General features: G+C 33.7%; 26 protein-coding genes, 1 tRNA gene and 2 pseudogenes. 13 read left to right on the top strand and 16 right to left on the bottom strand.

Features of this window, described 5'->3' with window-relative positions; genetic code table 11:
• Position 1: 1 nt before the first annotated feature.
• Positions 2-361 (top strand): FxsA family protein, encoded by a 360-nt coding sequence (locus SAR11G3_RS01855; protein WP_013695041.1) that lies wholly within the window; start codon positions 2-4, stop codon positions 359-361.
• On the top strand, positions 345-779 hold the full coding sequence (locus tag SAR11G3_RS01850) for a protein-export chaperone SecB (protein WP_013695040.1): 435 nt from the start codon (positions 345-347) through the stop codon (positions 777-779). The genes SAR11G3_RS01855 and SAR11G3_RS01850 overlap by 17 nt, the downstream gene beginning before the upstream one ends.
• Here the strand turns inward: SAR11G3_RS01850 and dnaQ are convergent.
• The 5 genes from dnaQ to SAR11G3_RS01825 are packed head-to-tail and all read right to left on the bottom strand — an operon-like array spanning position 772 to position 4,247.
• A complete protein-coding gene (gene dnaQ / locus SAR11G3_RS01845) occupies positions 772-1,449 on the bottom strand; it encodes a DNA polymerase III subunit epsilon (RefSeq protein ID WP_013695039.1) in 678 nt (225 codons plus the stop codon). The two genes, SAR11G3_RS01850 and dnaQ, sit on opposite strands and share 8 nt — an antisense overlap.
• Complete coding sequence (coaE, locus tag SAR11G3_RS01840; RefSeq protein ID WP_013695038.1) at positions 1,450-2,031, bottom strand: dephospho-CoA kinase; 582 nt, start codon at positions 2,029-2,031, stop codon at positions 1,450-1,452. It lies immediately after the preceding gene.
• Positions 2,024-2,845 carry a shikimate dehydrogenase gene (aroE, locus tag SAR11G3_RS01835; RefSeq protein WP_013695037.1) on the bottom strand — a complete coding sequence of 274 codons (822 nt, stop codon included), beginning with the start codon at positions 2,843-2,845 and terminating at the stop codon, positions 2,024-2,026. Before aroE ends, coaE begins: the two co-directional genes overlap by 8 nt.
• Positions 2,845-3,432, bottom strand: coding sequence for a Maf family protein (locus tag SAR11G3_RS01830; protein WP_013695036.1), 588 nt, complete (start codon positions 3,430-3,432; stop codon positions 2,845-2,847). The genes aroE and SAR11G3_RS01830 overlap by 1 nt, the downstream gene beginning before the upstream one ends.
• Complete coding sequence (locus SAR11G3_RS01825; RefSeq protein ID WP_013695035.1) at positions 3,429-4,247, bottom strand: pyruvate, water dikinase regulatory protein; 819 nt, start codon at positions 4,245-4,247, stop codon at positions 3,429-3,431. The genes SAR11G3_RS01830 and SAR11G3_RS01825 overlap by 4 nt, the downstream gene beginning before the upstream one ends.
• 267 nt (positions 4,248-4,514) lie before the next feature.
• Here SAR11G3_RS01825 and hemE point away from each other — a divergent pair.
• From hemE to rho, 4 genes and pseudogenes are all read left to right on the top strand, one after another.
• Positions 4,515-5,524: pseudogene (gene hemE / locus SAR11G3_RS01820) on the top strand (uroporphyrinogen decarboxylase).
• Positions 5,521-6,537 carry a ferrochelatase gene (gene hemH, locus SAR11G3_RS01815; protein ID WP_013695032.1) on the top strand — a complete coding sequence of 339 codons (1,017 nt, stop codon included), beginning with the start codon at positions 5,521-5,523 and terminating at the stop codon, positions 6,535-6,537. The pseudogene hemE and the gene hemH overlap by 4 nt, the downstream one beginning before the upstream one ends.
• A gap of 2 nt (positions 6,538-6,539) precedes the next feature.
• The gene (gene hemJ, locus SAR11G3_RS01810) at positions 6,540-6,974 is read left to right on the top strand and encodes a protoporphyrinogen oxidase HemJ (RefSeq protein ID WP_013695031.1); all 435 of its coding nucleotides are present in this window, start codon (positions 6,540-6,542) and stop codon (positions 6,972-6,974) included.
• A gap of 65 nt (positions 6,975-7,039) precedes the next feature.
• On the top strand, positions 7,040-8,308 hold the full coding sequence (rho, locus tag SAR11G3_RS01805) for a transcription termination factor Rho (RefSeq protein WP_013695030.1): 1,269 nt from the start codon (positions 7,040-7,042) through the stop codon (positions 8,306-8,308).
• Between the two features lie 8 nt (positions 8,309-8,316).
• Here the strand turns inward: rho and SAR11G3_RS07115 are convergent, their stop codons facing one another.
• Both SAR11G3_RS07115 and SAR11G3_RS01800 read right to left on the bottom strand, forming a co-directional pair.
• Positions 8,317-8,490 carry a Trm112 family protein gene (locus tag SAR11G3_RS07115; RefSeq protein ID WP_081456274.1) on the bottom strand — a complete coding sequence of 58 codons (174 nt, stop codon included), beginning with the start codon at positions 8,488-8,490 and terminating at the stop codon, positions 8,317-8,319.
• Positions 8,490-9,158 carry an LON peptidase substrate-binding domain-containing protein gene (locus tag SAR11G3_RS01800; RefSeq protein WP_013695028.1) on the bottom strand — a complete coding sequence of 223 codons (669 nt, stop codon included), beginning with the start codon at positions 9,156-9,158 and terminating at the stop codon, positions 8,490-8,492. Before SAR11G3_RS01800 ends, SAR11G3_RS07115 begins: the two co-directional genes overlap by 1 nt.
• Positions 9,159-9,216: 58 nt before the next feature.
• On the opposite strand from SAR11G3_RS01800, the gene SAR11G3_RS01795 reads away from it, so the two are divergent.
• The 3 genes from SAR11G3_RS01795 (at position 9,217) to SAR11G3_RS01785 (ending at position 10,542) form a co-directional block, all read left to right on the top strand.
• Positions 9,217-9,291: transfer RNA gene (locus SAR11G3_RS01795), tRNA-Gly, on the top strand.
• A 7-nt stretch (positions 9,292-9,298) separates the two neighbouring features.
• A complete protein-coding gene (locus tag SAR11G3_RS01790; RefSeq protein WP_041862306.1) occupies positions 9,299-10,198 on the top strand; it encodes an alpha/beta fold hydrolase in 900 nt (299 codons plus the stop codon).
• 2 nt (positions 10,199-10,200) lie between these two features.
• On the top strand, positions 10,201-10,542 hold the full coding sequence (locus SAR11G3_RS01785) for a 4a-hydroxytetrahydrobiopterin dehydratase (RefSeq protein ID WP_013695026.1): 342 nt from the start codon (positions 10,201-10,203) through the stop codon (positions 10,540-10,542).
• Here the strand turns inward: SAR11G3_RS01785 and purH are convergent.
• From purH to SAR11G3_RS01755, 6 genes are all read right to left on the bottom strand, one after another.
• The gene (gene purH, locus SAR11G3_RS01780) at positions 10,532-12,094 is read right to left on the bottom strand and encodes a bifunctional phosphoribosylaminoimidazolecarboxamide formyltransferase/IMP cyclohydrolase (protein WP_013695025.1); all 1,563 of its coding nucleotides are present in this window, start codon (positions 12,092-12,094) and stop codon (positions 10,532-10,534) included. The two genes, SAR11G3_RS01785 and purH, sit on opposite strands and share 11 nt — an antisense overlap.
• 21 nt (positions 12,095-12,115) lie before the next feature.
• Complete coding sequence (locus SAR11G3_RS01775) at positions 12,116-13,759, bottom strand: heparinase II/III domain-containing protein (RefSeq protein ID WP_013695024.1); 1,644 nt, start codon at positions 13,757-13,759, stop codon at positions 12,116-12,118.
• Positions 13,760-13,766: 7 nt separating this feature from the next.
• The gene (gene rpe, locus SAR11G3_RS01770) at positions 13,767-14,423 is read right to left on the bottom strand and encodes a ribulose-phosphate 3-epimerase (RefSeq protein ID WP_013695023.1); all 657 of its coding nucleotides are present in this window, start codon (positions 14,421-14,423) and stop codon (positions 13,767-13,769) included.
• Positions 14,424-14,476: 53 nt separating this feature from the next.
• On the bottom strand, positions 14,477-14,833 hold the full coding sequence (locus SAR11G3_RS01765; RefSeq protein WP_041862305.1) for a YggT family protein: 357 nt from the start codon (positions 14,831-14,833) through the stop codon (positions 14,477-14,479).
• 72 nt (positions 14,834-14,905) lie between these two features.
• Positions 14,906-16,714 carry a sodium:solute symporter family protein gene (locus SAR11G3_RS01760; RefSeq protein WP_013695021.1) on the bottom strand — a complete coding sequence of 603 codons (1,809 nt, stop codon included), beginning with the start codon at positions 16,712-16,714 and terminating at the stop codon, positions 14,906-14,908.
• Position 16,715: 1 nt separating this feature from the next.
• On the bottom strand, positions 16,716-16,976 hold the full coding sequence (locus tag SAR11G3_RS01755) for a DUF4212 domain-containing protein (protein ID WP_013695020.1): 261 nt from the start codon (positions 16,974-16,976) through the stop codon (positions 16,716-16,718).
• Positions 16,977-17,130: 154 nt separating this feature from the next.
• Between SAR11G3_RS01755 and SAR11G3_RS01750 the strand changes: the two genes are divergently transcribed.
• Together SAR11G3_RS01750 and SAR11G3_RS01745 are read left to right on the top strand one after the other, a co-directional pair.
• Entirely contained in the window at positions 17,131-17,772 is a 642-nt protein-coding gene (locus SAR11G3_RS01750) for a hypothetical protein (protein ID WP_013695019.1), read from the top strand.
• Entirely contained in the window at positions 17,769-17,936 is a 168-nt protein-coding gene (locus SAR11G3_RS01745; RefSeq protein ID WP_041862467.1) for a DUF1674 domain-containing protein, read from the top strand. Before SAR11G3_RS01750 ends, SAR11G3_RS01745 begins: the two co-directional genes overlap by 4 nt.
• A gap of 1 nt (position 17,937) precedes the next feature.
• On the opposite strand, the gene acs is transcribed toward SAR11G3_RS01745, so the two are convergent.
• The 3 genes and pseudogenes from acs to tsaD all read right to left on the bottom strand — a co-directional run bounded on the left by acs (position 17,938) and on the right by tsaD (position 21,394).
• Complete coding sequence (gene acs / locus SAR11G3_RS01740; protein WP_013695017.1) at positions 17,938-19,881, bottom strand: acetate--CoA ligase; 1,944 nt, start codon at positions 19,879-19,881, stop codon at positions 17,938-17,940.
• Positions 19,882-19,905: 24 nt separating this feature from the next.
• Positions 19,906-20,319, bottom strand: a complete 414-nt coding sequence (locus tag SAR11G3_RS01735; protein ID WP_013695016.1) for an EVE domain-containing protein — start codon at positions 20,317-20,319, stop codon at positions 19,906-19,908.
• Positions 20,316-21,394, bottom strand: a pseudogene (gene tsaD, locus SAR11G3_RS01730) (tRNA (adenosine(37)-N6)-threonylcarbamoyltransferase complex transferase subunit TsaD). The gene SAR11G3_RS01735 and the pseudogene tsaD overlap by 4 nt, the downstream one beginning before the upstream one ends.
• 69 nt (positions 21,395-21,463) lie before the next feature.
• On the opposite strand from tsaD, the gene hemC reads away from it, so the two are divergent.
• Both hemC and SAR11G3_RS01720 read left to right on the top strand, forming a co-directional pair.
• Positions 21,464-22,429: a hydroxymethylbilane synthase gene (gene hemC / locus SAR11G3_RS01725; RefSeq protein WP_013695013.1), complete on the top strand. Its 966-nt coding sequence runs from the start codon at positions 21,464-21,466 to the stop codon at positions 22,427-22,429.
• Positions 22,404-23,093: a uroporphyrinogen-III synthase gene (locus SAR11G3_RS01720; RefSeq protein ID WP_013695012.1), complete on the top strand. Its 690-nt coding sequence runs from the start codon at positions 22,404-22,406 to the stop codon at positions 23,091-23,093. Before hemC ends, SAR11G3_RS01720 begins: the two co-directional genes overlap by 26 nt.
• Positions 23,094-23,096 lie beyond the last annotated feature (3 nt).

The following is a 23,096-nucleotide window of genomic DNA, read 5'->3' as shown; positions in this document are numbered from 1 at the left end:
AATGATCAAAGTTGGATCTGCGATTGGAGCTTTCAATACAATTTCTATAACAATTTTAACTGCTATTCTGGGAATGTATTTTGCAAAGCTTCAGGGTATTGCAACTTTACGTTCTGCCTTGGAAAACCTAAGAGTGAATAAAAAACCTATTGCAGATATGCTCAGTGGCTTCTGCCTGCTTATAGCTGGTTTATTTTTAATATTTCCGGGTTTTCTAACTGACACAATTGGGTTTTTACTATTGGTACCATTTACAAGAAATTTTATTCTAAAAAATTTTTTTAATAAACCTCAAAACGTAGAGGACAATATTATAGAAATTAAACCAGAGGAAATAGACGAGCATGACAGATTTAAATAAAGATTATGAGGTAGTTGCCAAATATATCAAAGACATTTCTTTTGAAATTCCTGATCCAGATTGCTTTATTGATGCAGCTCAAAACTTAGGGACCTATGCTACTAAGTTAGATCTAAGCAGCAAACCTTTTAAAAATAATCTCATTGAACTTAACTGCAAATTTATTTTAGAAGCTCCAGAACCGACGAAGAAGAAAATTCATACGGAGGTTTGTTTGGCTATTGTCTTTAAAATAATAAATACAAAACTAACTACCGATGAGGTAAAAAAATTAATTTTAGTAAAACTACCAACTGAAAATTTTTCTTTTATGAAAGAAATGGTTACCACTATTTTTCAAAAATCAGGATTTAAAGAATTCTCTTTTACTAAAGAGGTAAATTTTGAAGAATTGTATAACCAGCAGTTTCCTAGTTAAGCATAGAAGACTTAGGAACGTGAACTTTTAAAAATTTTCTATGTAGATTTCTTTCTTCCTCTGTGATTGGAACAATAATTTTTTTTCTATTTGTGTTTATTGTTTTAGAACTATCTAAGTCATTAATATCAGCCTGTGATGGTTGCAAATCTAACAAAGGTTCTTTCTTTTCAAGTAACTCGATGTACACTTCCGTAAGTAAATTGCAGTCTACTAGCGCAGAGTGTTTTTCTCGTTCTGAGGTATTTATTTTAAACCTTTTGCACAAAGCATCTAAGCTAGCCTGAGATCCTGGAAATTTTTGTCTAGCTAGAAACAACGTATCTACTACACGATCTTTAGACAAAGGCTCTAGATCTAATTCTTGAAGTTCTTTATTTAAAAAAGCCAAATCAAAGTCAGCATTATGAATAACTAATTTGGAATCTTTTATAAAGTTTAAGAATTCCTTCGCTATGTCTTTAAAGACTGGTTTGTCTCGTAAAAAATCTCTTGAAATTCCGTGAGTCTGATACGCACCATCTGAAATGTCCATGTTGGGATTAATGAAAACGTGGAATTTATTCTTGGTTGGAATTTGATTTTCGAGCTCAATACAAGCAATTTCAATAATTTTATCTGTATTAAAAGAAAGGCCTGTAGTTTCAGTATCTAAAATAATTTCTAACATTTAAATAATAATACTATCAATAAGCTCTTTGGCTCTCAATCTCATTTTTTTAGGGTTAAAATTGTTGTTGATAATAATATCGGATAAAAATTTTTTCTTTTTCGGTGTAATTTGCAATTCTTTTAACAACTTAATTATTTTTGGGTTATGGCCAGGTCTTTGTTTTATAAATTTTTGTAATATGTTTTTCTTTGCGTCAATATAAATAATAACATCTTCGGGTTTATTTAGTTTATTTTCTAATAGCAGCGGCACATCTAAAATAACAAATTTTTGTTTATTGTTTTTTTTTAAAAAAGAATTCATTTTTTTTCTCACTTCTGGGTGCACAATCTTAATGATTTTTTTTAAATTATTTTTATTAAAACAAATAGAATCATAAAGTTCTGATTTTTTTACAGGAAAGCTTCTAATAAAAAGAGGTAAGTTTTTTTTTAATTTAGCAAATGTAGGTCTGTGTCGCTTGTAAATTTTGTTTACTTCAATATCCGCATTAAATATTAAATTTTTTTTAGGAGAAAACAATTTAGATATATATGTTTTTCCCGATCCAATCTCTCCAACTACACATATTTTAATCATATAGCTTCTTTGCTAAAATATTTGTTAAATCCACATCTATAACTGGTTTAATGTGATTCCAAATTTCAAAAGCTAGCTGTGCTTGGTATAAAAACATCTTCATTCCATTTACTGTATGACATCCATGTTTTTTTGCTTTTTGTAAAAGTCTGGTTTCACTTGGATTATAAATAACATCATAAAAAATAGTTTTTTTATCTATGCTAGAAAAATTCAAATCTATCATGTGATCGTTATTTAAACCGAGACTAGTAGCATTGATAATAATATCAACATTGAGTTGTTGCTTGCTCAAATCTTCCCACGCTATTTTGGTTAATAGGGGACCAAACTTTTCTTGTAAATTAACTATTTTTTCCACCGTTCTATTAGCAATAAAAATCTGTTCTACTCCTGATGTTTTTAGAGCGTAAACAATAGACGGAGCAACTCCTCCAGCCCCTATTAGTAATGCAGATTTGATGGATTCTTTGGAAATATTGTCCATTAAAGATTTTTGAAAACCTCCAACGTCCGTGTTGTCACCTATTACCTTATTATTTTTTTTATAAATTGTATTCACAGACAGTGTGCTTTGAGCAACTGTGGAAAGCTCATCCAGCAAAGGAATAATTCTTTGTTTGAACGGTACCGTCACATTAATGCCTGCCACGTGATCGTTTTTAATATCCTTAATTATATTCTTTAAATCTTTTTCCTCTAATAATTTTTTTTCATAGGTAGCTTTAACATTGTTTTTTTTAAACCAATGCTGGTGAACAGTGGGAGACAAAGAATGTTCTATAGGATTACCAATAACAAAAAATTTTTTCATTATGCCTGTTGGTTAAAATAGTTAGTTACAGCAACAATGGGCATCCCCATAATTGCATTCATGTCTCCATCAATTTTTTCAAACAGTTTTTTCCCTTTTCCTTCTATTTGATAAACCCCATATTTTTGCATAAGCTCTATACCTACATCCTCTAAATAAAGCTCTAGATCTTTGGGTGAAATGGTTTTCATTTTTAATGTTGAGGTTTCATGATAATTCCAGATCATGCTTCCATTTTTAGACACACAAACAGCACTGTGCAGTAAGTGCGTTTGGCCCTGCAATTTAGTCATAATGAATCTGGCTTCTTCTAAATTGTTGGGTTTGTTAATTTGATCATTATTAAAATCTAATACCTGATCTGCTCCCAAAACGAAAAGGTTAGAAAATCTTGAACTAATCCTGTTCGCTTTGTGCTCCGCTAGGCTTTTGGCAATGGAAATACTAGTTGCACCCTCAGCTTTCATGGAATCTTTAATAATATCCTCATCTACACAGGACACTTCTACACGAACATCAAAGCCTTCTTTTTCCAAAATCTTTTTCCTAATTTCACTTTTAGAAGCCAAGATAATATTTTTAATCATGAATTTTGTCTAATCTCAAAAATTTTTACAATCGCAGCAGAAGTTTCTTCCACCGATTTTCTTGTAACATCAATCGTAGGTATTTTTTTTAAGGCAAACATTTTTTTAGATCTTGCAACCTCTTCCTTGATAAATTCTATATTTGCATATCCATGATCTTCCTGTTTATCATTTAAAATATTCATTCTTGTTTTCCGAATATCTACCAACCTCTCTGGGTCAATATAAAGCCCTATTAATAATGCCTTTGATTGAAAAACAGAATCTGGAACTTCCTGATGATTAACCAATGGAATGTTTCCTGTTTTGAATCCTTTTTCTGCAAGATAAATTGATGTTGGTGTTTTGCTGGTTCTACTGACACCTATTAAAATTATATCTGCATCAACAATGCTTTCTATTTGTTGTCCATCATCATGGGCAAGGGTGTACTGAATGGCTTCTATTTTTTTGTAATATTCTTTATTCAGTTCATGCTGGCCACTTGGCATTCTGGTGGCTTTTTCATTAAGCAAGGTTTCAAATTTAGGAATGAGATGATCCAGAACGCCAAAGCAAGGTATGTTTAAAGCTTTGCTTTCATTTATAATAAAATTAGAAGTTGAGGGCTCAACTAAAGTATAAATAATAATAGGACTTTTTACTTGCTTACACTTATTCATTAACTGGGCTGTCTGAGCGCTTGTTCTGATAAAAGAAAAGTGGTGAAGGGAATATTTTATATTTCTAAACTGGGCCTTTATAGCCAAAAAAATACGATCTAGGGTTTCTCCCGTGGAGTCAGAAACTAAAAAAAAATTATATTTCTTGTTCATAAGCTTGTTAATAATAATATATAACCCGGATTAATACACTCTTCTTGTGCGGCCGGTTTATTGGTCCTTTTTTTGATAGTCGGTTGTTAAAAAAGTGTTAGATTTTGTGAGTTTTTTATTACAAGTTAGTTGTGTTTATAAAGTACAAATTCTTAACGATTAAAAGATTAAAATTTGCAAAACTTATGTATAAAATGTTAATTAAAACTTAACCACGAAACTAACAGCACCTACCAATACCAATACTTATAATTAATTATTATATATATGAGTGAACTATTTAAAAAATCGCTAAATAAAGAAAATCCTCTTTGGTTAATGAGACAAGCAGGTCGTTATTTACCTGAATATCAAAAAATAAGAAAAAAACAAAAAAATTTCATTAATTTCTGTCTGGATGTAAACGCCGCAACAAAAGTTACATTACAACCTATTCAAAGATATGATTTGGATGCTGCAATTATATTTTCAGACATTTTGGTAATACCTTATGCACTGGGGCAGCAAGTGGACTTTAAGAAAAACGAAGGACCCATTTTAGGAGATTTTAAATTAAGCACATTTAAAAAAACACAAGAAAAAGAATTTATTAAAAAATTAAAAAATGTTTATTTGGCAATTAAAAAAACCAGAAAATTACTAAACAAAAAAAAATCTTTGATAGGATTTGCAGGATCTCCATGGACTATTTTGGTTTATATCTTAAATAAAAAATCCCCAAAAAAAAGTCAGGTCTACAAAGAAATTTTAAAAAACACAAAACAAACCAAAGAATTACTAAAAATAATAGAAAAATTTATATACATCCATATTGAACAGCAAATAAAGGCAGGAGCAGACACTATTCAATTATTTGACAGCTGGGCCGGTCTGCTAGAAAAAAAACACTACGATTTTTTTTGTTTTCAACCAACCAAAAGGATTGTTAAAAAAATTAAAAAAAATACCCGCACATTCCCACTGTCTGCTTCCCGAAAGGCATAGGCAAAAAAGTAGTGGAGTTTTGTAATGTTGTTAAGCCAGATGGCCTAAGTATAGATAGTAAAATAGATGTGAATCTAATATTAAAAAAAATCGGCAAAAAAATTACCATTCAAGGAGGAATGGACCCTAAGTATTTAAACTCGAAAAAAAAACTAATGGAAAAAAAAATACATTTTTATTTAAATAAATTTAAAAGCAGAAATTATATTTTTAACTTGGGGCACGGGGTCCCAAAAGAAACAAGCCCCAGCACTGTTCATAAGCTGGTTAAAGTAGTAAGATCTTTTTCATGAACACCAACTTAGAAAAAATTAATCACCCTGAAGTAAAGTATGGAAAGACCGGTGTTTTAATTGTTAATTTGGGCACCCCAGATAGCACTTCTTGGTGGGATATTAGAAAATATTTAAAAGAATTTTTATCGGACAGAAGAGTAATTGAAACAAACCCGATCTTATGGTGGGTTATTTTAAATTTTATTATTCTTAACCTAAGGCCCCACAAAACAGCCAGGGCATATAAAAAAATTTGGATGAAAGAAACCAACGAATCTCCTCTAAGATTCTACACTAGGAACCAATCAGAAAAACTTATTCAAAAATTTTCTTCTAATCAAAATATTCACGTCGATTATGCTATGAGATATGGCAATCCAAGCATACGTTCCAAAATGAAATTAATGAAGGAGCAAGGATGCGAAAAATTAATCATTCTACCCCTGTATCCGCAGTATGCCGCAGCAACAACAGCAACAGTATGCGATGAGGTTTATAGAAATCTAATGACAATGAGATGGCAACCAAGTCTACAAATTATTCCACACTATGAGTCGGAGCCGCTGTATATTGGGGCTCTAGCCAATAGCATTGAGAATCACTTAAAAACAATTGATTGGATTCCAGATGTAATTTTATCTTCTTACCATGGAATACCGCAAAAATATTTTGACAAAGGCGATCCGTATCAATGTTATTGTCACAAAACAAACAGACTTTTAATAGAAAAGTTTGGCACCAAAATTCCTATAGAACTTTCTTTTCAATCTAGATTTGGACCGGCGTCATGGTTACGACCTTACACAGACAAAACGTTAGAAAGATTGGCAAAAGAAGGAAAGAAAAATATTTTAATTATATGCCCTGGCTTTTCCTCTGATTGTGTTGAAACATTAGAAGAAATAGAAATGGAAGGGCAAGAGACATTCAGAGAGCACGGAGGACAAAATTTTTCTATGGTGCCCTGTTTAAATGATAGCAATGATCATATAAATCTCTTAGAATATCTTATTAAGAAACATATAGTTTAGTTATGGATATTTACCTTTTATTAAAATCTTTGCACATCATCTCCATTATTGCTTGGATGGCAGGACTTTTATATTTACCAAGAATTTTTGTATATCATTGTCAAACCTCTTTTGGTTCCGAGACACATGAAAAGTTTGTCCAAATGGAATATAGATTATTAAAGTTTATCATGAACCCTGCCATGATTGTTTCCTGGATCTTGGGAGTTGGATTGTTGGGAATGTTGGGACATGAGACGGCTATGCAGTTTTGGGTTCAATTAAAAATAGTCTTGGTAATTGCAATGTCAGGTTTTCATGGATTTTTAGGCGTATGTAGAAAAAAGTTTATCAATAATCAAAACGTTAAGACTGAAAATTTTTATCGATTAATTAATGAAATTCCTACTGTTTTAATGGTTATTATTATTTTTTTAGTTATCTTTAAACCACTGTAGACTTGCAAAAAACTTAGTATCCGCTATAAAATAATTTCAAAAGTAAAAAAACCCTCCTAATACAAATGAACCTTCAAGAACTCAAAGATAAAACGCCCGCCGATTTAATTTTAGAAGCAGAAAAACTAGACATTGAAAACCCTAGTACAATGCGAAAACAAGAAATTTTGTTTGCAATTCTAAAAAAACTTGCAGAAAAAAATGAACAGATTACGGCCAGCGGGGTTTTGGAAACTTTGCAAGATGGTTTTGGTTTTCTTAGAGCAATGGAGTCTAATTACTTACCTGGACCAGATGATATTTATGTTAGTCCGAGCCAGATTAAAAGATTTGGTTTGAGAAAAGGAGATACGGTAGAAGGTGAAATTAGAGCGCCCAAAGAACAAGAGCGATATTTTGCATTACTTCAAGTTAACAAGATTAACTTTGAAGATCCTGAAAAGACTAGAAATAAAATTAATTTTGACAATCTAACTCCACTGTATCCTCAGGATAAATTAAAACTAGAAATTGAAACTACTAAAATTGAAAAAAAGGCTGACGTCACAACTAGACTTATAGATTTAATCGCGCCTATTGGAAAAGGACAAAGATCACTAATTGTTTCGCCTCCTAGAACCGGAAAAACAGTGGTGTTACAAAACATTGCTCACTCTATTACAACCAATCACCCAGAGGTTTACTTAATTGTTTTGTTGATTGACGAAAGACCAGAGGAAGTAACTGATATGCAGAGATCTGTAAAAGGAGAAGTCGTAAGCTCTACTTTTGATGAACCAGCAATGAGACACGTACAAGTAGCTGAGATGGTAATAGAAAAAGCAAAAAGACTTGCGGAGCATAAAAAAGACGTGGTCATTTTACTAGACTCTATAACAAGATTAGGAAGAGCTTATAATGCTGTGGTCCCAAGTTCCGGCAAAGTGTTAACTGGTGGTGTAGATGCGAACGCATTACAAAGACCAAAAAGATTTTTTGGTGCTGCAAGAAACATAGAAGAAGGTGGATCACTAACTATTATTTCAACAGCACTAATAGAAACAGGTTCGAGAATGGACGAAGTTATTTTTGAAGAATTTAAAGGTACGGGTAACTCAGAAGTAATTATGGACAGAAAAGTTGCTGATAAAAGAATTTATCCTGCAATAGATATTACCAAGTCTGGAACTAGAAAAGAAGAACTGCTTTTGTCTAAAGAAGAACTTTCTAAAATGAATGTACTAAGAAGAATTATCAACCCGATGGGAACTATGGATGCGGTTGAATTTATGATTGGAAAATTAAGAGAGACAAAAAATAATGCAGAGTTTTTTGACTCTATGAATAAGTCTTAAAATACAATTTAATCTTTTAATTTTCGTGCTTCGTCTGGAAGCATAATAGGAATGCCCTCTTTTATTGGATAGGCTAAGCCCGAACGTTTAGCAATGAGTTCTTGGTTATCTTTATCATAAATTAACTTTTCTTTAGACAAGGGACATACAAGCATCGACGTTAAATCGGTCCTTAAATCCATTAGTGAATTTTTTTGTGAGAGTCAGTTGTGTTACCCAAAATATAAAAATTAATAATTTGGTTTAAAATGCTATTCCTTTCTTGAAGAGAACTTGTTTCTAAAAGACGTTGTTTTTCTCCAGAAGTAAAAGGGCAAATCATAGCTAGCGAATTAATTAATTGACTAGGCTCTACTTTTTCTATCACACTCCAATCAGTCGATAGTTGAAACATTTTAAAAAATTTTTTTGTTTTATCAATTAATTCTAGTAAGGACTGATCGTCTATTTCTTTTTTAACCTTTTCATCTAAATCATCCGAAAACTCTGTGTAAGATACTCTAAAAGTTCGGTACATTTTTTTATTTTCTACTTCTTTAATAACTTTAAACCTAACAACACCTTCCAAGTTAACCAGGTAAGTTCCTTGGGAAGTTTTGTTGTGTTTGCTAATCATTCCCACGCACCCAATATTAAATAAATCTGGTTTTTCTGATTGTAAATTTTGTAAATTAGGCTGGGCCATTCCGATAAATTTATTTTTATCAAGAGCATCTTCAATCATTTGTTTATATCTTGGTTCAAATATATTTAGAGGCATAACAGTATTAGGAAAAAAAATTGCATTGGACAAAGGAAATATAGGAATTTCCTGCGGAATATTTTCTAAATTAATTTTATTTTTATTCATTTAATAATTATATTGAAAATATACATTATAGATAATACTTTAAACAAAAAAATTATAAGCGGGTCTAGCTCATTGGTAGAGCGAATCGTTGCCAACGATTAGGCAGAGGGTTCGATTCCCTTGACCCGCTCCATTAAATTATGTTCGAGGGTTTCGAAAAGCAAGACATGAAAGTGCCTGACCAGGGTTATGGAGAGGCTATAATTCGTTTACAAAGAGGAGGAGACGGCCCACCTCTTTTATTATTACATGGAAATCCCATGTCGCACATTACTTGGAACAAAATAGTTCCAAAACTAAAAAAACATTTTCATATAATTGCAGCTGACCTTAGAGGCTATGGAGACAGCATTGGACCGGAGGATGGCGGAACCAATCATATTAACTACTCGTTTAGAGCGATGGCTATGGACCAAATACATGTAATGGAACAATGTGGTTTTAAATCCTTCCAAGTTGCGGGTCATGATCGTGGAGCAAGAACCACTCATAGAATGTGCCTCGATCATAAAGATAAAATTACTAAAGCAGCCATTTTAGATATTATGCCGAATAGGCATATTTGGACGGTTCAGAAAAAAGATTGGGCTAAGAGCAAGTGGCACTGGCTTTTAATGATGCAACCTTATGATCTTCCGGAGCGCATGCTTTCTTCCGTCCCAGCAGAATTTTATTTAGAAAAAAAAATGTCCAAAAGAGGTGGAGGATTAGATTTTTGTAAAGATACTTTTCAAGAGTATGTAAGGTGTTTTAATTCTAAAACGATTAGAGCATCCTGCGAAGATTATAGAGCCTCACCTTCTTGCGATCTTGATATGGATAACAAAGATTATGATAGCCAAAGTAAAATTGATTGTCCCACTTTAGTTTTGTGGGGAGGAAAAGGTGACACAGGAATTATTTGGGGAGACGTAATAAACGTATGGCAAAACTATTGTAGTAAAAAAGTTGTCGGAGCTGCAGTTGACTGCGGTCATTACATTCAAGAAGAAAAGCCCAAAGATACTATTAATCATTTCCTAAATTTTTTTAATAAATAAAGATGGGTAACCTTCATAAAAAAAAGTGCATCGCTTGCAGCGGAGATACTCCTGCCCTTTCTGAGACAGAAATTATAACTTTTAATAAACAAATTAATAATTGGAATTCCATAAAAAACCAGGACGGTATTTTTATGCTAAGTAAATATTTTAAATTTAAAAATTTTGAAGAAAGTTTGGCTTTTATTAACAAGACCTCTACTATTGCGGAGAATGAGGGACATCATCCTGATATCTCATTTGGTTGGGGTTATGCAAACATCACTATTTTTACTCATGCCGTTCGAGGTTTAACAGAAAGTGATTTTATATTAGCCGCAAAAATTGACCAAATCAGTGCTTAAAATTCCTAGTGCCTGTAAACACCATAGATATTCCAGCTTTATCAGCCGCATCAATTACTTCTTGATCACGAATTGATCCGCCTGGTTGAATAATTGACTTTACTCCTAGCTCGATGAGATTTTCTAGACCATCTGCAAAAGGAAAAAAAGCATCTGAAGCTGCACCGCAATTTTCTAATTTACCCGAAAAAAATTTGTTTGCATGTTCGCATGCAATTTCGCTAGAGCCAACTCTGCTAGTTTGACCTGCACCAATCCCTAAAGTTTTATTGGCCTTGGTAACAACAATAGCATTAGACTTAACATGCTTACAAACTTGGTTAGCAAATAACAAGTTTTCAATTTCTTCGTTACTGGGTGTTTTTTTAGTTACAATTTTTAAGTCAGCCCTTGTTAGTTGTTTAATATTTTCATCCTGTGCTAGAAAAGTTTTTTGTAGGAAGGTTAAGTGCTGAATTTTATTTTTTTCGGGATAGTTATATTTTAAAACGCGCAAATTTTTCTTTTGTGCCAAAATTGTTAAAGCTTCATTGGTGATAAGAGGCGTTAAAATTACTTCATAAAATGTCTTTACCAGTTCTTCAGCTATTTCTTTTGTAATTTCATAATTAAAAGCAACAACCCCTCCAAAAGCACTGATTGGGTCACCGCTAAGGGCCTTTAAATAGGCAAGTTTGCCATCCGGGTCTATTGCACAACCGCAAGGATTATTATGCTTAATAATAGCGCAAATTTGATCTTGTACTCTAAAGTCAGTCACTAAACTGTAGGCGCTGTAGCTATCCAAATAATTATTATGACTCAATTCTTTTCCTTGAAGTTGTATTAGGTTTGAAAATCCGGGTTCGTTATTTGGTATTTCATAAACAGCACTTTCTTGATGTGGATTCTCACCATAGCGCAATTTAGCTGTTAATTTCCCACCTATTACTTTTTTTTCAGAGAATTTGTTTTTGTTGATCTGATTCATCCAATTAGAAATCATGGAGTCATAGTATGCAGTCTCATTAAAGGTCTCATTAGCCATTCTAGTTCTAAAGTTCAAATCTATCGAACCATTATTTTTTTTCATTATTGTAATAAATTCTTCATAATATTTAGTTGAGGGCAGAACCGTGACATGTTTAAAGTTTTTGGCCGAAGACCGAAGCATTGAAGGACCACCAATATCAATATTTTCAATAAGAATTTCTTTAGTTGATTTTTTATCTAAAAGTTTTTCTTCAAAGGGGTATAAATTTACGATCACCAAATTGATCTCAGGAATATTGTTATTCTGCATAGAATCCCAGTGAGATTTTTTTTCAACATCTCCCAATAAGCCACCGTGTATTTTAGGATGCAAAGTTTTAACCCTACCATCCATCATTTCAGGAAAACCAGTGTAGCTTGATATTTCTATACATTTATACCCAAGGTCCTTAATGGTTCTGTAAGTACCGCCCGTACTTAAAATTTCAACATCAAACTCTTTTAAAATCTGGAGCATGTCTGCAAGATTTGCCTTATCTGAAACGGAGATAAGAGCTCTTGAGATTTTTTTTAATTCCATTCGTTCACAACTTATAAATTATTAATTAGTTTTTTCTATAGACCAAAGAATTTTGTTTATTGTTTGTTTGAGAGTTCCTTCTATTAAAATACAGCTAGTTTCTTGTATTTTATTGTGTTCCGCAAAGTACAAACTGCTTTCAACTTTTATATTTTGACCCTGTGATTTAAATTTCCAACCCTGATTTTTAATACTAATCAATACATCTCCGCCGTTCGTTTTGATTAGTTTGGTATCGGGAAGCACATGAAATCTGATTGAAAAATTTAGGAAAGCATAGTCATTTTCAGAAACCGTTAGTAAATCTTCTCCTTGAATTATGTTGTCTGCACCATTCATAGAAATAGTTCTGTCAAACAAAGTAGAATATTTTTTAAGATATCCATCGTGGCCCCCACTTAAAGTGGCAGTGACAGAGTTCTGCACAAACTCTTTCCGATTTACTTTGAATCTTTGTAATAAAGCATCCCCATAATATTTTTTGATAAAAGAATTTTTTTGAAACAGGCAAGAAGAAGTATCGTTAATAGTTAAGCAAGAATGGGCAGCGGTAGATTGAGCTAAATAAGAAAGTTCCTTAGAAAAGTTTTTAGCTGAACCTGAATTAGTTATAACTTTAGTCCCATTGTACAATAGCTCAAAAGATAAACAGCCCGCCTGATAATGACGAGCGTGGGTGTCAGGAGGAGGTGAATTGGTATCCATGCAGACTTCTAATTTATTTATTTTACCAAATAAAAAATTAGTATCGTTGGAGCTGTTATCAAATTTATAACCCTTTAATTTAATAAATTTTAAAAAGTTGGAACAATCATAAAATTTAGAACCATTAAAAAGAGGAACTGTATTGTTGGCATATAAAAGAGATACAAAATTTTTACCAACAATTTCAATGTTATCTTCCAAGGTTTCTGGAACTAAATTTTGAGAAATTTTAAGACTTTCTTTAATTGCAATTAAGTGGTGGAGTAGCCAAAATTGATCTTCTATACTTTTGCTTCTAACCAAACCCCTCTTATCAATCAGCTCTTTAACCAATTCATTAAGTTTTTTTAAAGAAGAATCGAAAAGTTTTTTATATCCTTCAAAGCTAGTACTAACTAAAATTAACGAAAAAATAGCTAAAATCCTGTCTAATTTGCTATTAATGAGAGATATGTTTTTAGAAAGATGCAGTGTTTGTTTTAAAATATTATGAATAATTTTTGTTCGAAATACCAAGTCTTCACTTCGAATAGTGGAGGAAGTATTTGAAATCCAAAAAATAAGCCTATGCGCAATGACAGTGGGATGCCAAATTTTTGAATTGTAGTTAGAAAAGTTATTCAACCATTCTTGGATAATATTTTTAGAATATTCAAGATCCTTATTTGCATTTATATAATTAAGCCAAGAAAATTTATGCAAGTCATTAATACTATTCTGATCAAGATTATTTAATTTCCAAATATTTTTTTTAAATTTTAAAGCTAATAAATAGTTTTTATTACTTTTATCATGTAGTTCACCTAAAAAATGAGTGTTGTGAAGATCGTATATTCTAGATACCGGTTCTGCTTTTAATGAATGATTATAATATTTAGTGTTAAAATAAATAAATCTATATTTATTTCTTAGAAACTTGCAAATTGCAGTTAGCCATAAAATTAAAGACCCGGCTTTCATTAGTCTCTTAGCAATTTCTTAATTTCTTAATGTTTTCTTTAAGACCGTCATTACCCGCAAACAAGGTGGTTCCAGATACTAAAATATCCACGCCAGCTTCCTTTGCTAATTTGCCAGTTTCAAAATTAATTCCCCCATCAATTTCAATTTCAACTTCTAAATTTTCCTCATCTATTTTCTCTCTTAGAATTTTTACTTTAGATAAAACTTCTGGAATAAATTTTTGTCCACCAAATCCTGGGTTAACGCTCATAATTAATGCAAGATCAATTAAGTGAAGAACAGGAAATATCGAGTCCAAAGGAGTTTCGGGATTAATAGAAACGCCTGCTTTTTTGCCAAGAGATTTAATAAGCTCTATAGTTTGAAGTAAGTTATCCGTGGCTTCTGGGTGAACAGTAATAATATCGGCACCTGCAGCAGCGAAATCTTTTACGTATTTATGGACAGGAGCTATCATTAGATGCACATCAAAAGGTAACGAGGTGTGTTTTCTTAATGCTTTAACAACAGGAGCTCCAATAGTTATATTGGGAACAAAGTGTCCATCCATTACATCTACATGAATCATGTCTGCTCCAGCATCTTCTATCTTTTTTATTTCAGTGCTTAGCTGACCAAAATCAGATGATAGGATAGAAGGAGAGATTTTTATTTTTTTCATTAATACTAACTAACTTAGTATCAATTTTATTTTTTAATTTGAATTCTTTTTTATCAGTTACCCAACAAAAAGTGCTTTAATTTTAGAAGTTCTAGTGCGATCTCACTCTCTAGTGGAAATGATAGCATCCCCATTACGTGATATCCCAATATCCAAGGCATAAAATAGAATCTAAACATGAAAAAAAACCAAGCTACATAAAGAGGTATTAGAGGCTCTACTATAAAATTAGGGGTTATAATTTTAAATGGACGGATAACTGGATTGGTAAGTTTAACAAATACTTTCATAAAGAAAAATTCTGAATCTTCTCTTTGAAAGATGTTCATCGCAACCCTTCCAATTAGAGTCCACATCACTACACCCATGACGTAGTCGATGAATAAGATAAACGGATGAATATTGCCCATGAATTTTGATTTGTGTTGGAGTGGGTATTGCTATTAAGGGGCGAAAAAATTCGCCCCTTAAAGAATAGTTTATTAGTTTCCTGTAACGGTTCTTCCGCTAGGGATACGAACTTCGTCAACCATTGCTTGAATTTTGGCATCTGGTGCTGGTGTTACTAAACTAACAACCACCATAGATACTAAACTAACCAATGAACCAACGATACCGAAGGTAAGTTGAGTTATACCCCAGAATCCAGCTCCACCATTACGTACCCAAACTAGATACGCAGTTCCGGAAGCAAGACCTAGTAGCATACCTGCAACAGCTCCTTGTTTGTTCGCTCTTTTCCACCATACTCCTAGTACAAGTGGGAAGAACAATCCTGACATCGCAAAGTCAAAGGCCCAAATAACGGAACCTAAGATACCTTGGATTTTCATTGCAGCGATAGTTGCTCCAGCAAAACCAATTAGAACAAGTAATACCCTTGCAACAATTAGTCTTTTTGCAGTTTCTGCTTTTGGATCAATGATCTTGTAATACAAGTCATGAGACAAAGCATTTGCAATTGCTAAAACCAAACCATCAGCAGTTGACATGGCAGCAGCCATACCACCAGCCGCAACTAGTCCTGAGATCACGTAAGGCAAACCAGCAATTTCTGGTGTAGCTAACACTACGGCTTTACCACCCATGAAAAACTCGTTTAACTCAAGAGTTCCATTTCCGTTAAAGTCGCTGACAAACATCAATTTCGCTTGGTTCCAGTTTTGGTACCAATCTAACGCTTGAACCTGTGCTATTGGCTTACCAATAATACCAGTTGCAAGAGTTGGATCCATCAATGAAAGTTTTGATAGTGTAGCTAGCATCGGTGCAGTTGAGTACAATAAGAAGATGAAAAATAGTGACCATGCCACTGATCTTCTTGCTGACTTAACACTTGGACTTGTGAAATATCTCATCATAACGTGAGGTAATGAAGCAGTTCCTGCCATCATACAAATCACTAATGAAATAAATTTCCAAGGCGTTGTGTTTACCGCCGAGTGAGCTTTAGTTATTCCCGCTAAGCCTTTTGGTACTGTAGCTAAGTCTGCTGCAGAGTTTTTAACAAAACCAAATTGACCCTCTAGTTCAGCAATCCTAGCAACCTCATCACCCAACATTAAATGCGGAAAGAATCCAGCTCCCATTTTGCTACTGATCCAGAATACAGGAAGTAGGTACGCTATAATTAAAACGATATATTGCGCAACTTGTGTCCATGTAACAGCTCTCATTCCACCAAGCATAGAACAAAGTAATATACTTGCTAATCCAACATACACAGCAATCTCAAAAGGAATGTCTAGTGCCACAGAGGCAATAGTTCCCGTTGCATTGATTTGTGCAGTCACATAAGTGAATGAAGCTACAGTTAAAACAAGAACAGCAGATAGCCTTGCAGCATTTCCACCATATCGTGTTCCAACAAAGTCAGGCACCGTGTAACAACCAAATTTTCTTAAATATGGTGCTAACAGCGAAGCGACTAGAACGTAACCACCAGTCCATCCAACAAGAAGTGCCATGTATCCATAGCCCTTAAAGTAAATTCCACCTGCCATTGCAACGAATGAAGCACCAGACATCCAGTCTGCTGCAGTAGCCATTCCGTTGAATACAGTTGGGACTTGTCTTCCTGCTACGTAATACGCACCCGTGTTCATGGTACGCGATAACCATCCAATAAATGCATAGATACCGACGGTGAAGGCAACGAATGCAATACCAATTGCTTTCGCACCTACGCCCATTTGTTCCAATATTGCCATCAATATGATGAAAACAATAAAGCCTCCAGTATATATTCCATATACTTTAGGCAAGTTGTCTATAAAATTACCTTTTATCATATTAATCTCCTCTTTCTGAGTAGCCAAACTCTTCATCAATTTTCTCTTGACTATTTGCAAACCAAAAAATGATTAATACAAAAGCTAAAAGAGACCCTTGGCACGTCATGTAATATGACAGTGGATATCCAAAAGGCTTGAAGGAAGATGCTTGCATTTCTGCTCCGAAAAAAAAGATGCCGATTGAGAATACAAACCAAATTGCTAAAGTCTTGAATAGCAATCCTCTGGTTTTTTCCCAGTGTTCTGATTGTTTTGACATTTTTATTTTCTCCCTATAGTTAACTGAAAAAAACATACTCGTTTCGATCATGTATGAAAAGCATTAAAAACCCTCGAAAAATAAAGGTTTTTATAATATATTAGGATCTAAATGTGTAAATTAACTCAGCTAAACTAGGCTCACCAAACAAATTATGGCTTTAAAATATTCGTTAAAAATTAAGGATATTAAGTGGGATGATTTCAAGACTTACTTCGATACCTATTTTTTTGGGCTCTTTAAATCTATTCTGCCTAAAAAAAAAATAAAAAACCTAGATGACCTTAAGTCCTATGTTCAAAAGCAGTCAGCATGGGTATCCCAAGTAACACTGTATGGTTATTTAAAAACAAGAATGGGAACTAGATATGTTCTTATGTTTAATGACGAAAAATTTTTAGCCTCCATCAATTTGGCTAAGTGGAATATTTACTCTATAGCGTTACAAGATCTAACACTCTTTACGCTTTCTTATTTAAAAGTTTTTTACAATTCACACGAAACAACAAAGGCAAAAGAAATTTACGAAGAAATTTTAAATAATGAAATAATTAATGGAATGCCCGAAGACATTGTCTCGAAGGGTAAAAATCTTTTTGAAGAAAGGCTAACAAAAATAGATTGGAATAAATACTACGAATCTTGGCCATTTAATGAAAGCGCTTTGGCTTTATACGAGTGGGCGCCTATTGCCGAAAACTTAAAAATTTTAGATAGAAAAATAGTATTAAATTCGATGATTTTAAAATGGGAAAACGTACAGAAGGAATTTTATCAATTGGTAAAAAAAATATGAGCAAAAATTTTAAAGAAATGGCTAAGAAGGCGCTAGAAGAGGCCAAAAAAAGGAAAAAGTTAAAATCTGTAGAAAAAGCTCCAAAGGAAATAAATGGTCCTGCCGGACCTGAGCCTACCAGGTATGGAGATTGGGAAAAAAAGGGAATAGTTTCTGACTTTTAGATTATTTATTTAACCTATTGTCTATTAAACTCTGTACCACTGTTGGATCTGCTAGAGTCGAGGTATCTCCAAGATTACCATAGTCATTTTCAGCAACCTTTCTTAGAATTCTTCTCATAATTTTCCCCGACCTGGTTTTGGGCAAACCTGGAGTAAAGTGAATTAGATCAGGCGTTGCAAGGGGACCGATTTCTTTTCGAACCCATTGTTTTAAATCCTTGATAAGTTCTTCCGACCCTTCTAGGCCCGCATTAAGAGTGACATAACAATATAGACCCTGTCCCTTAATATCATGAGGGTAACCCACAATTGCTGCTTCAGCTACTTTTGGATGTGATACAAAGGCACTTTCAATTTCAGCAGTTCCTAAATTGTGACCTGAAACAATAACGACATCGTCTACTCGTCCAGTAATCCAATAGTAGCCATCCTCATCTCGTCTACAGCCATCACCTGTAAAATATTTTCCTTCGTAGGCTGCAAAATATGTTTCAATAAATCTCTGGTGGTCTCCATATACAGTTCTCATCTGTCCAGGCCACGATTGACCAATGCATAAATTTCCGGAGCAAGCACCTTCTAGCTCATTTCCTTTTTCATCGACAATAATTGGTTTAATGCCATAGAACGGTTTTGTTGCTGATCCTGGTTTTAAATCGATTGCACCTGGTTGGGGGGAAATCAATATTCCACCCGTTTCAGTCTGCCACCACGTATCTACAATAGGACATCGAGAGTCACCAACCACTTTATGATACCAAAGCCAAGCCTCAGGATTGATTGGTTCACCAACAGATCCTAAAAGTTTTAAAGATTTTCGATTGTGTTTTTTGACAAAACTATCTCCTTCTCTCATGAGAGCTCGTAAAGCTGTAGGAGCAGTATAAAAAATATTTACTTGGTGCTTGTCACATACTTGCCAAAACCTTCCAGCGTCTGGATAGTTTGGAACTCCCTCAAACACTAAAGTAGTAGCTCCATTTGCAAGAGGACCGTACACAATGTAACTATGGCCTGTTACCCAACCTACATCCGCCGTACACCAGTAAACATCACCTTCTTTGTAATCAAAAATATATTCATGGGTCATGGATGCGTACACCATGTAACCACCCGTCGTATGCATAACGCCTTTTGGTTTTCCTGTAGAACCAGACGTGTAAAGAATAAATAGAGGATCTTCTGCATTCATTTCTTCAGGTTTGCAGGTAGTAGATTCATCTTTAATTAAATCATGATACCAAACATCAATTTTATCATTCCAATCAATAGAACCACCCGTATGTTTTAAAACAATATTTTTCTTAACATTGGGACATTTTTTTAATGCTTCATCTGTATTTTTTTTTAGAGGAATAGACTTCTGTCCCCGAACACCCTCATCTGCCGTAATGACATATTCAGATTTACAATCAACAATTCTTCCAGCTAAAGATTCTGGAGAAAATCCTCCAAATACTACAGAATGAATTGCACCAATTCTTGCACATGCTAACATAGAATATACGGCAGCTGGAACCATGGGCATGTATAGAGTAACTCGGTCTCCTTTTTTAATTCCAATTTTTTTAAAGCCATTGGCTAATTTACAAACTTCATCACTTAATTCTTGATAGGTGATTTTATTAGAGACGGTAGGATCATCTCCTTCAAAAATAATGGCAGTTTGATTGGCTTTGTTTTTTAGATGTCTGTCAATGCAGTTGTATGAAGCATTTAACGTTCCATCATAAAACCACTTTATTTCAGTTTTGGCCTTACTATAAATCACATCTTTGATTTTAGAATAGGGCTTAATCCAATCAATTCTCTTTCCTTCTTCTGCCCAGAAAGCATCATTATCTTCTAAAGATTTTTTATATTTTGTTTCGTAAATTTCTTTATTAGCGTGAGCAATTTTCGACCACTCATCATTAACTTTAAAAACCTTATCTGTATTTGACACTTAGTTTTCCCCCGTTAGAATTTTTTACAGTTTACCCATCTTACATAAGATTTTCCAGCTCTTTGGGTCAATAGACGTAACGGATAGTCTACTTTGCTTGACGAGCGATAAGTCCTGCAGTTCCTTAGTTTTTTTAATATTTTCTAGCGTAACTGGCTGATTTAATTTTTGTTTAAATTTTACTTGAACCGCGACAAATCGTTTATCTGGATCGGTTACATCTATAAATGCAGTTTTAATAACTTCCACTATCCCAACAATTTCTTTTCCAATATTTGAGTGATAAAAAAAACAGAGATCTCCTTTAGACATTTGTTTCAGATTATTTGCAGCTTGATAGTTTCGTACACCGTCCCAAGCAGTTCCTTTGACGCCAACTTTTTTTTGCTGATCAATAGACCATACGTTAGGTTCTGATTTCATTAACCAATATTTCATGAATGATCCACTCCTGCTCCTTTTAAAAATGGCGCTTTTTCATCTAGAGGCCATCTCGGTCTAGCAGAAAAAGTCACATCATCTATTAGGTTTTTTTTATATCGTTCTATTCCAGCCCATGCAATCATAGCTGCATTATCTGTACAAAGATTTGCTGGAGGAAAAATATATTCAAAACCCATTTCTTTGCTGACTTGTTGTAAATTAGACCTAATAGTTTTGTTGGACGCTACCCCTCCCGCAATAACAAAATAATTTTTTTATTTTTTTTATTATTACTCAAAAATAATTCCATAGCTTTTTTGCTCTTTACCCTTAGAATTTCATTAATAGTAAACTGGAAAGATGCGGCTAAATCATACTTGTCTTGTTTGTTTTTTATTTTTTTGGAAGCATGAAGCACAGCTGTCTTTAGTCCAGCAAAAGAAAGGTTGCAGCCACTCTTGTTTAGAATCGGTTTTGGTAAAACGAACCCATTTTCATCTCCAAGTTTTGCATACTCTTCAATTTGTGGACCACCTGGAAAATCTATCCCAAGTATTTTTGCAGTCTTGTCAAAAGCTTCGCCTAACGCGTCGTCTATAGTAGTTCCCAATCTTTTATATTTATTAACTCCTAGCACTTCTAAGAATTGACTGTGACCTCCTGAAATTAATAATAACAAATAAGGAAACCTAATCCTCTCTACTAGTCTCGGAGTTAATGCGTGACCTTCTAAATGATTAATTGCTAAAAATGGTTTCTTTAAAAAAGTTGCAATCGTTTTTCCCGCACTCATTCCAACCATTAAACAAACAAGCAACCCTGGTCCTGCCGTAGCCGCAACTCCAGTAATATTTTCAAGCACAACACCGCTTTTTTGAACTGCTTTTTTAATAATAGTATCAATTTTCTCTACGTGAGATCTTGCTGCCAATTCGGGTACTACTCCTCCAAAAGGCTTGTGTTCTTCTACTTGACTAGAAACAATGTTAGACAAAATAGTAACATTGCCTTTTTTGTCTTCTTTGACAATTGAAGCCGCAGTTTCATCACAACTGCTCTCAATACCTAAAAAAATCAATTCTTTGCTCATTTTTATGCGACCTCCCGTCGCTTAATATTTAATACTAATATAATGAAAAATAATATTTAAACAGAAAAAATGATCGCAAAACAAAAGTTAATAATTGGTAGTCGTGGCAGCAGGCTCTCCTTGGCTCAATCCGAGCACTTTAAAGATGAGCTGCTTCTTGCCAATCCAGATCTTCGCCCCGATCAAATTGAGCTTAAAGTTATTAAAACATCTGGAGATAAATTTAAGACAGAAAATTTGGCAAGCATGGGAGGTAAGGGCCTTTTTGTAAAAGAAATCGAACAAGAGCTCCTCGAGAACAATATTGATTGTGCAGTTCATTCTTTAAAAGACGTACCCACTTTTGGTGTACCTTCTTTAAAGCTAGCTGCATTTTTAAAAAGAAAAGATGAAAGGGATGCTTTTATTTCCCCTGTTGCAAAATCTTTTGAGACACTTAAGCCAGGGTCTACCGTTGGGACATCATCAGTTAGAAGAATTGCCCAATTAAAAAAATTAAGAAGTGATTTGAATATTGTGAGCATGAGGGGAAATATCGACACAAGAATTGAAAAAGTGAAAGAGGGCATTTATGATTCCATTGTATTAGCCTATGCGGGATTAAAAAGATTAGGATTTCATACTCATGTTTCAGAAATTTTAGATAAGGAAAAAATGCTACCAGCTGCAGGACAGGGCGTAGTAACAATCCAGTGTAGGTCTAATGATGGAGAGCTAATTAAGTTGTTAAAATCTGTAAACGATAAAGAAACAGAAATTATTGTTAGTGCAGAAAGAAGTTTTCTTCACAGAGTAAATGGTGCTTGCGATACCCCTGTTGCTGTAAATGCTGTTTTAAATGACGATGGTGAAGTTTTTATTCAAGCGGAGATACTATCTTTAGATGGAAAAAAAGTATTTAATGCTCATAGAACGGGTATTTCGGAAAAAGCAGTAAGCATAGGGCTGGATGTTGCTGAAGAAATTTTAGATAAAGCTGGCCATGATTTTGTAGTATCGGAGACTAAACTTGCACATACTATTCACAAGACCTGAAATAGATTCAGTTTATTCAGCTAAAAAATTTATTCAATTAGGACACCGAGTGAGTGTGTTTCCAATTCTCAATATTGTTAAAAAAAAAATTATAGATATAAATTTTACTAATTATAACTCTGTAGTTTTTACTAGCTCCAATGCAGCATTGTGTTTAGATCAAAACATCCAATCTAATATTAGATGTTTTTGTGTGGGAGAAGCAACAGCAGAACAGGCTAAACAAAAAGGATTTAATAACATTATTACTGCTGGAGGAAATTACTTGCAGCTCAAAGAAACGATCTTAAATATGGCAGACAAAAATGATGGAAAATTTTTATACATCAGAGGAGAAGACATTGCTCATAACCTTGAAGAAGACTTAAAAGCAAGTGGCTATCGTATCGACAGCGTCATTAACTATACCACTTCTCTCAATCCAGATTTCGGTCAGAAAACTTTAACAATTTTAAAAGACCAGAGCATCGACCTGATCTTTGTTTACTCCAATCGTTCGGCTGCACATCTTTCAAAATTGATATTTAATAACGATCTAGCATCCAAGTGTAGCTCTGTTCAACTTAGATCTTTAAGTGAAAATGTTTTTTTTCCTTTAAAAAAAATAAAATGGAAGAATGTAAAAATGTTTAGCGCTGGAAATGAGCAATTTAGCCTTGATTAGATC

It is taken from the genome of Candidatus Pelagibacter sp. IMCC9063 (assembly GCF_000195085.1).
GTDB lineage: Bacteria > Pseudomonadota > Alphaproteobacteria > Pelagibacterales > Pelagibacteraceae > IMCC9063.
This window is presented reverse-complemented; position numbering and strand designations above follow the sequence as displayed.

Coding starts and splice junctions, on each gene's coding strand:
- coaE (WP_013695038.1), bottom strand. CDS start 2,031: ATGATTAAAATATGTGTAGTTGGAGAGATTGGATCGGGAAAAACATAT.
- aroE (WP_013695037.1), bottom strand. CDS start 2,845: ATGAAAAAATTTTTTGTTATTGGTAATCCTATAGAACATTCTTTGTCT.
- SAR11G3_RS07115 (WP_081456274.1), bottom strand. CDS start 8,490: ATGGATTTAAGGACCGATTTAACGTCGATGCTTGTATGTCCCTTGTCT.
- SAR11G3_RS01745 (WP_041862467.1), top strand. CDS start 17,769: ATGAGCAAAAATTTTAAAGAAATGGCTAAGAAGGCGCTAGAAGAGGCC.
- SAR11G3_RS01750 (WP_013695019.1), top strand. CDS start 17,131: ATGGCTTTAAAATATTCGTTAAAAATTAAGGATATTAAGTGGGATGAT.
- SAR11G3_RS01800 (WP_013695028.1), bottom strand. CDS start 9,158: ATGAATAAAAATAAAATTAATTTAGAAAATATTCCGCAGGAAATTCCT.
- SAR11G3_RS01765 (WP_041862305.1), bottom strand. CDS start 14,833: ATGGGCAATATTCATCCGTTTATCTTATTCATCGACTACGTCATGGGT.
- rpe (WP_013695023.1), bottom strand. CDS start 14,423: ATGAAAAAAATAAAAATCTCTCCTTCTATCCTATCATCTGATTTTGGT.
- SAR11G3_RS01775 (WP_013695024.1), bottom strand. CDS start 13,759: ATGAAAGCCGGGTCTTTAATTTTATGGCTAACTGCAATTTGCAAGTTT.
- rho (WP_013695030.1), top strand. CDS start 7,040: ATGAACCTTCAAGAACTCAAAGATAAAACGCCCGCCGATTTAATTTTA.
- hemJ (WP_013695031.1), top strand. CDS start 6,540: ATGGATATTTACCTTTTATTAAAATCTTTGCACATCATCTCCATTATT.
- SAR11G3_RS01790 (WP_041862306.1), top strand. CDS start 9,299: ATGTTCGAGGGTTTCGAAAAGCAAGACATGAAAGTGCCTGACCAGGGT.
- SAR11G3_RS01760 (WP_013695021.1), bottom strand. CDS start 16,714: ATGATAAAAGGTAATTTTATAGACAACTTGCCTAAAGTATATGGAATA.
- SAR11G3_RS01755 (WP_013695020.1), bottom strand. CDS start 16,976: ATGTCAAAACAATCAGAACACTGGGAAAAAACCAGAGGATTGCTATTC.
- SAR11G3_RS01850 (WP_013695040.1), top strand. CDS start 345: ATGACAGATTTAAATAAAGATTATGAGGTAGTTGCCAAATATATCAAA.
- SAR11G3_RS01830 (WP_013695036.1), bottom strand. CDS start 3,432: ATGATTAAAAATATTATCTTGGCTTCTAAAAGTGAAATTAGGAAAAAG.
- SAR11G3_RS01735 (WP_013695016.1), bottom strand. CDS start 20,319: ATGAAATATTGGTTAATGAAATCAGAACCTAACGTATGGTCTATTGAT.
- SAR11G3_RS01855 (WP_013695041.1), top strand. CDS start 2: ATGATCAAAGTTGGATCTGCGATTGGAGCTTTCAATACAATTTCTATA.
- hemC (WP_013695013.1), top strand. CDS start 21,464: ATGATCGCAAAACAAAAGTTAATAATTGGTAGTCGTGGCAGCAGGCTC.
- purH (WP_013695025.1), bottom strand. CDS start 12,094: ATGGAATTAAAAAAAATCTCAAGAGCTCTTATCTCCGTTTCAGATAAG.
- SAR11G3_RS01825 (WP_013695035.1), bottom strand. CDS start 4,247: ATGAACAAGAAATATAATTTTTTTTTAGTTTCTGACTCCACGGGAGAA.
- dnaQ (WP_013695039.1), bottom strand. CDS start 1,449: ATGTTAGAAATTATTTTAGATACTGAAACTACAGGCCTTTCTTTTAAT.
- SAR11G3_RS01785 (WP_013695026.1), top strand. CDS start 10,201: ATGGGTAACCTTCATAAAAAAAAGTGCATCGCTTGCAGCGGAGATACT.
- hemH (WP_013695032.1), top strand. CDS start 5,521: ATGAACACCAACTTAGAAAAAATTAATCACCCTGAAGTAAAGTATGGA.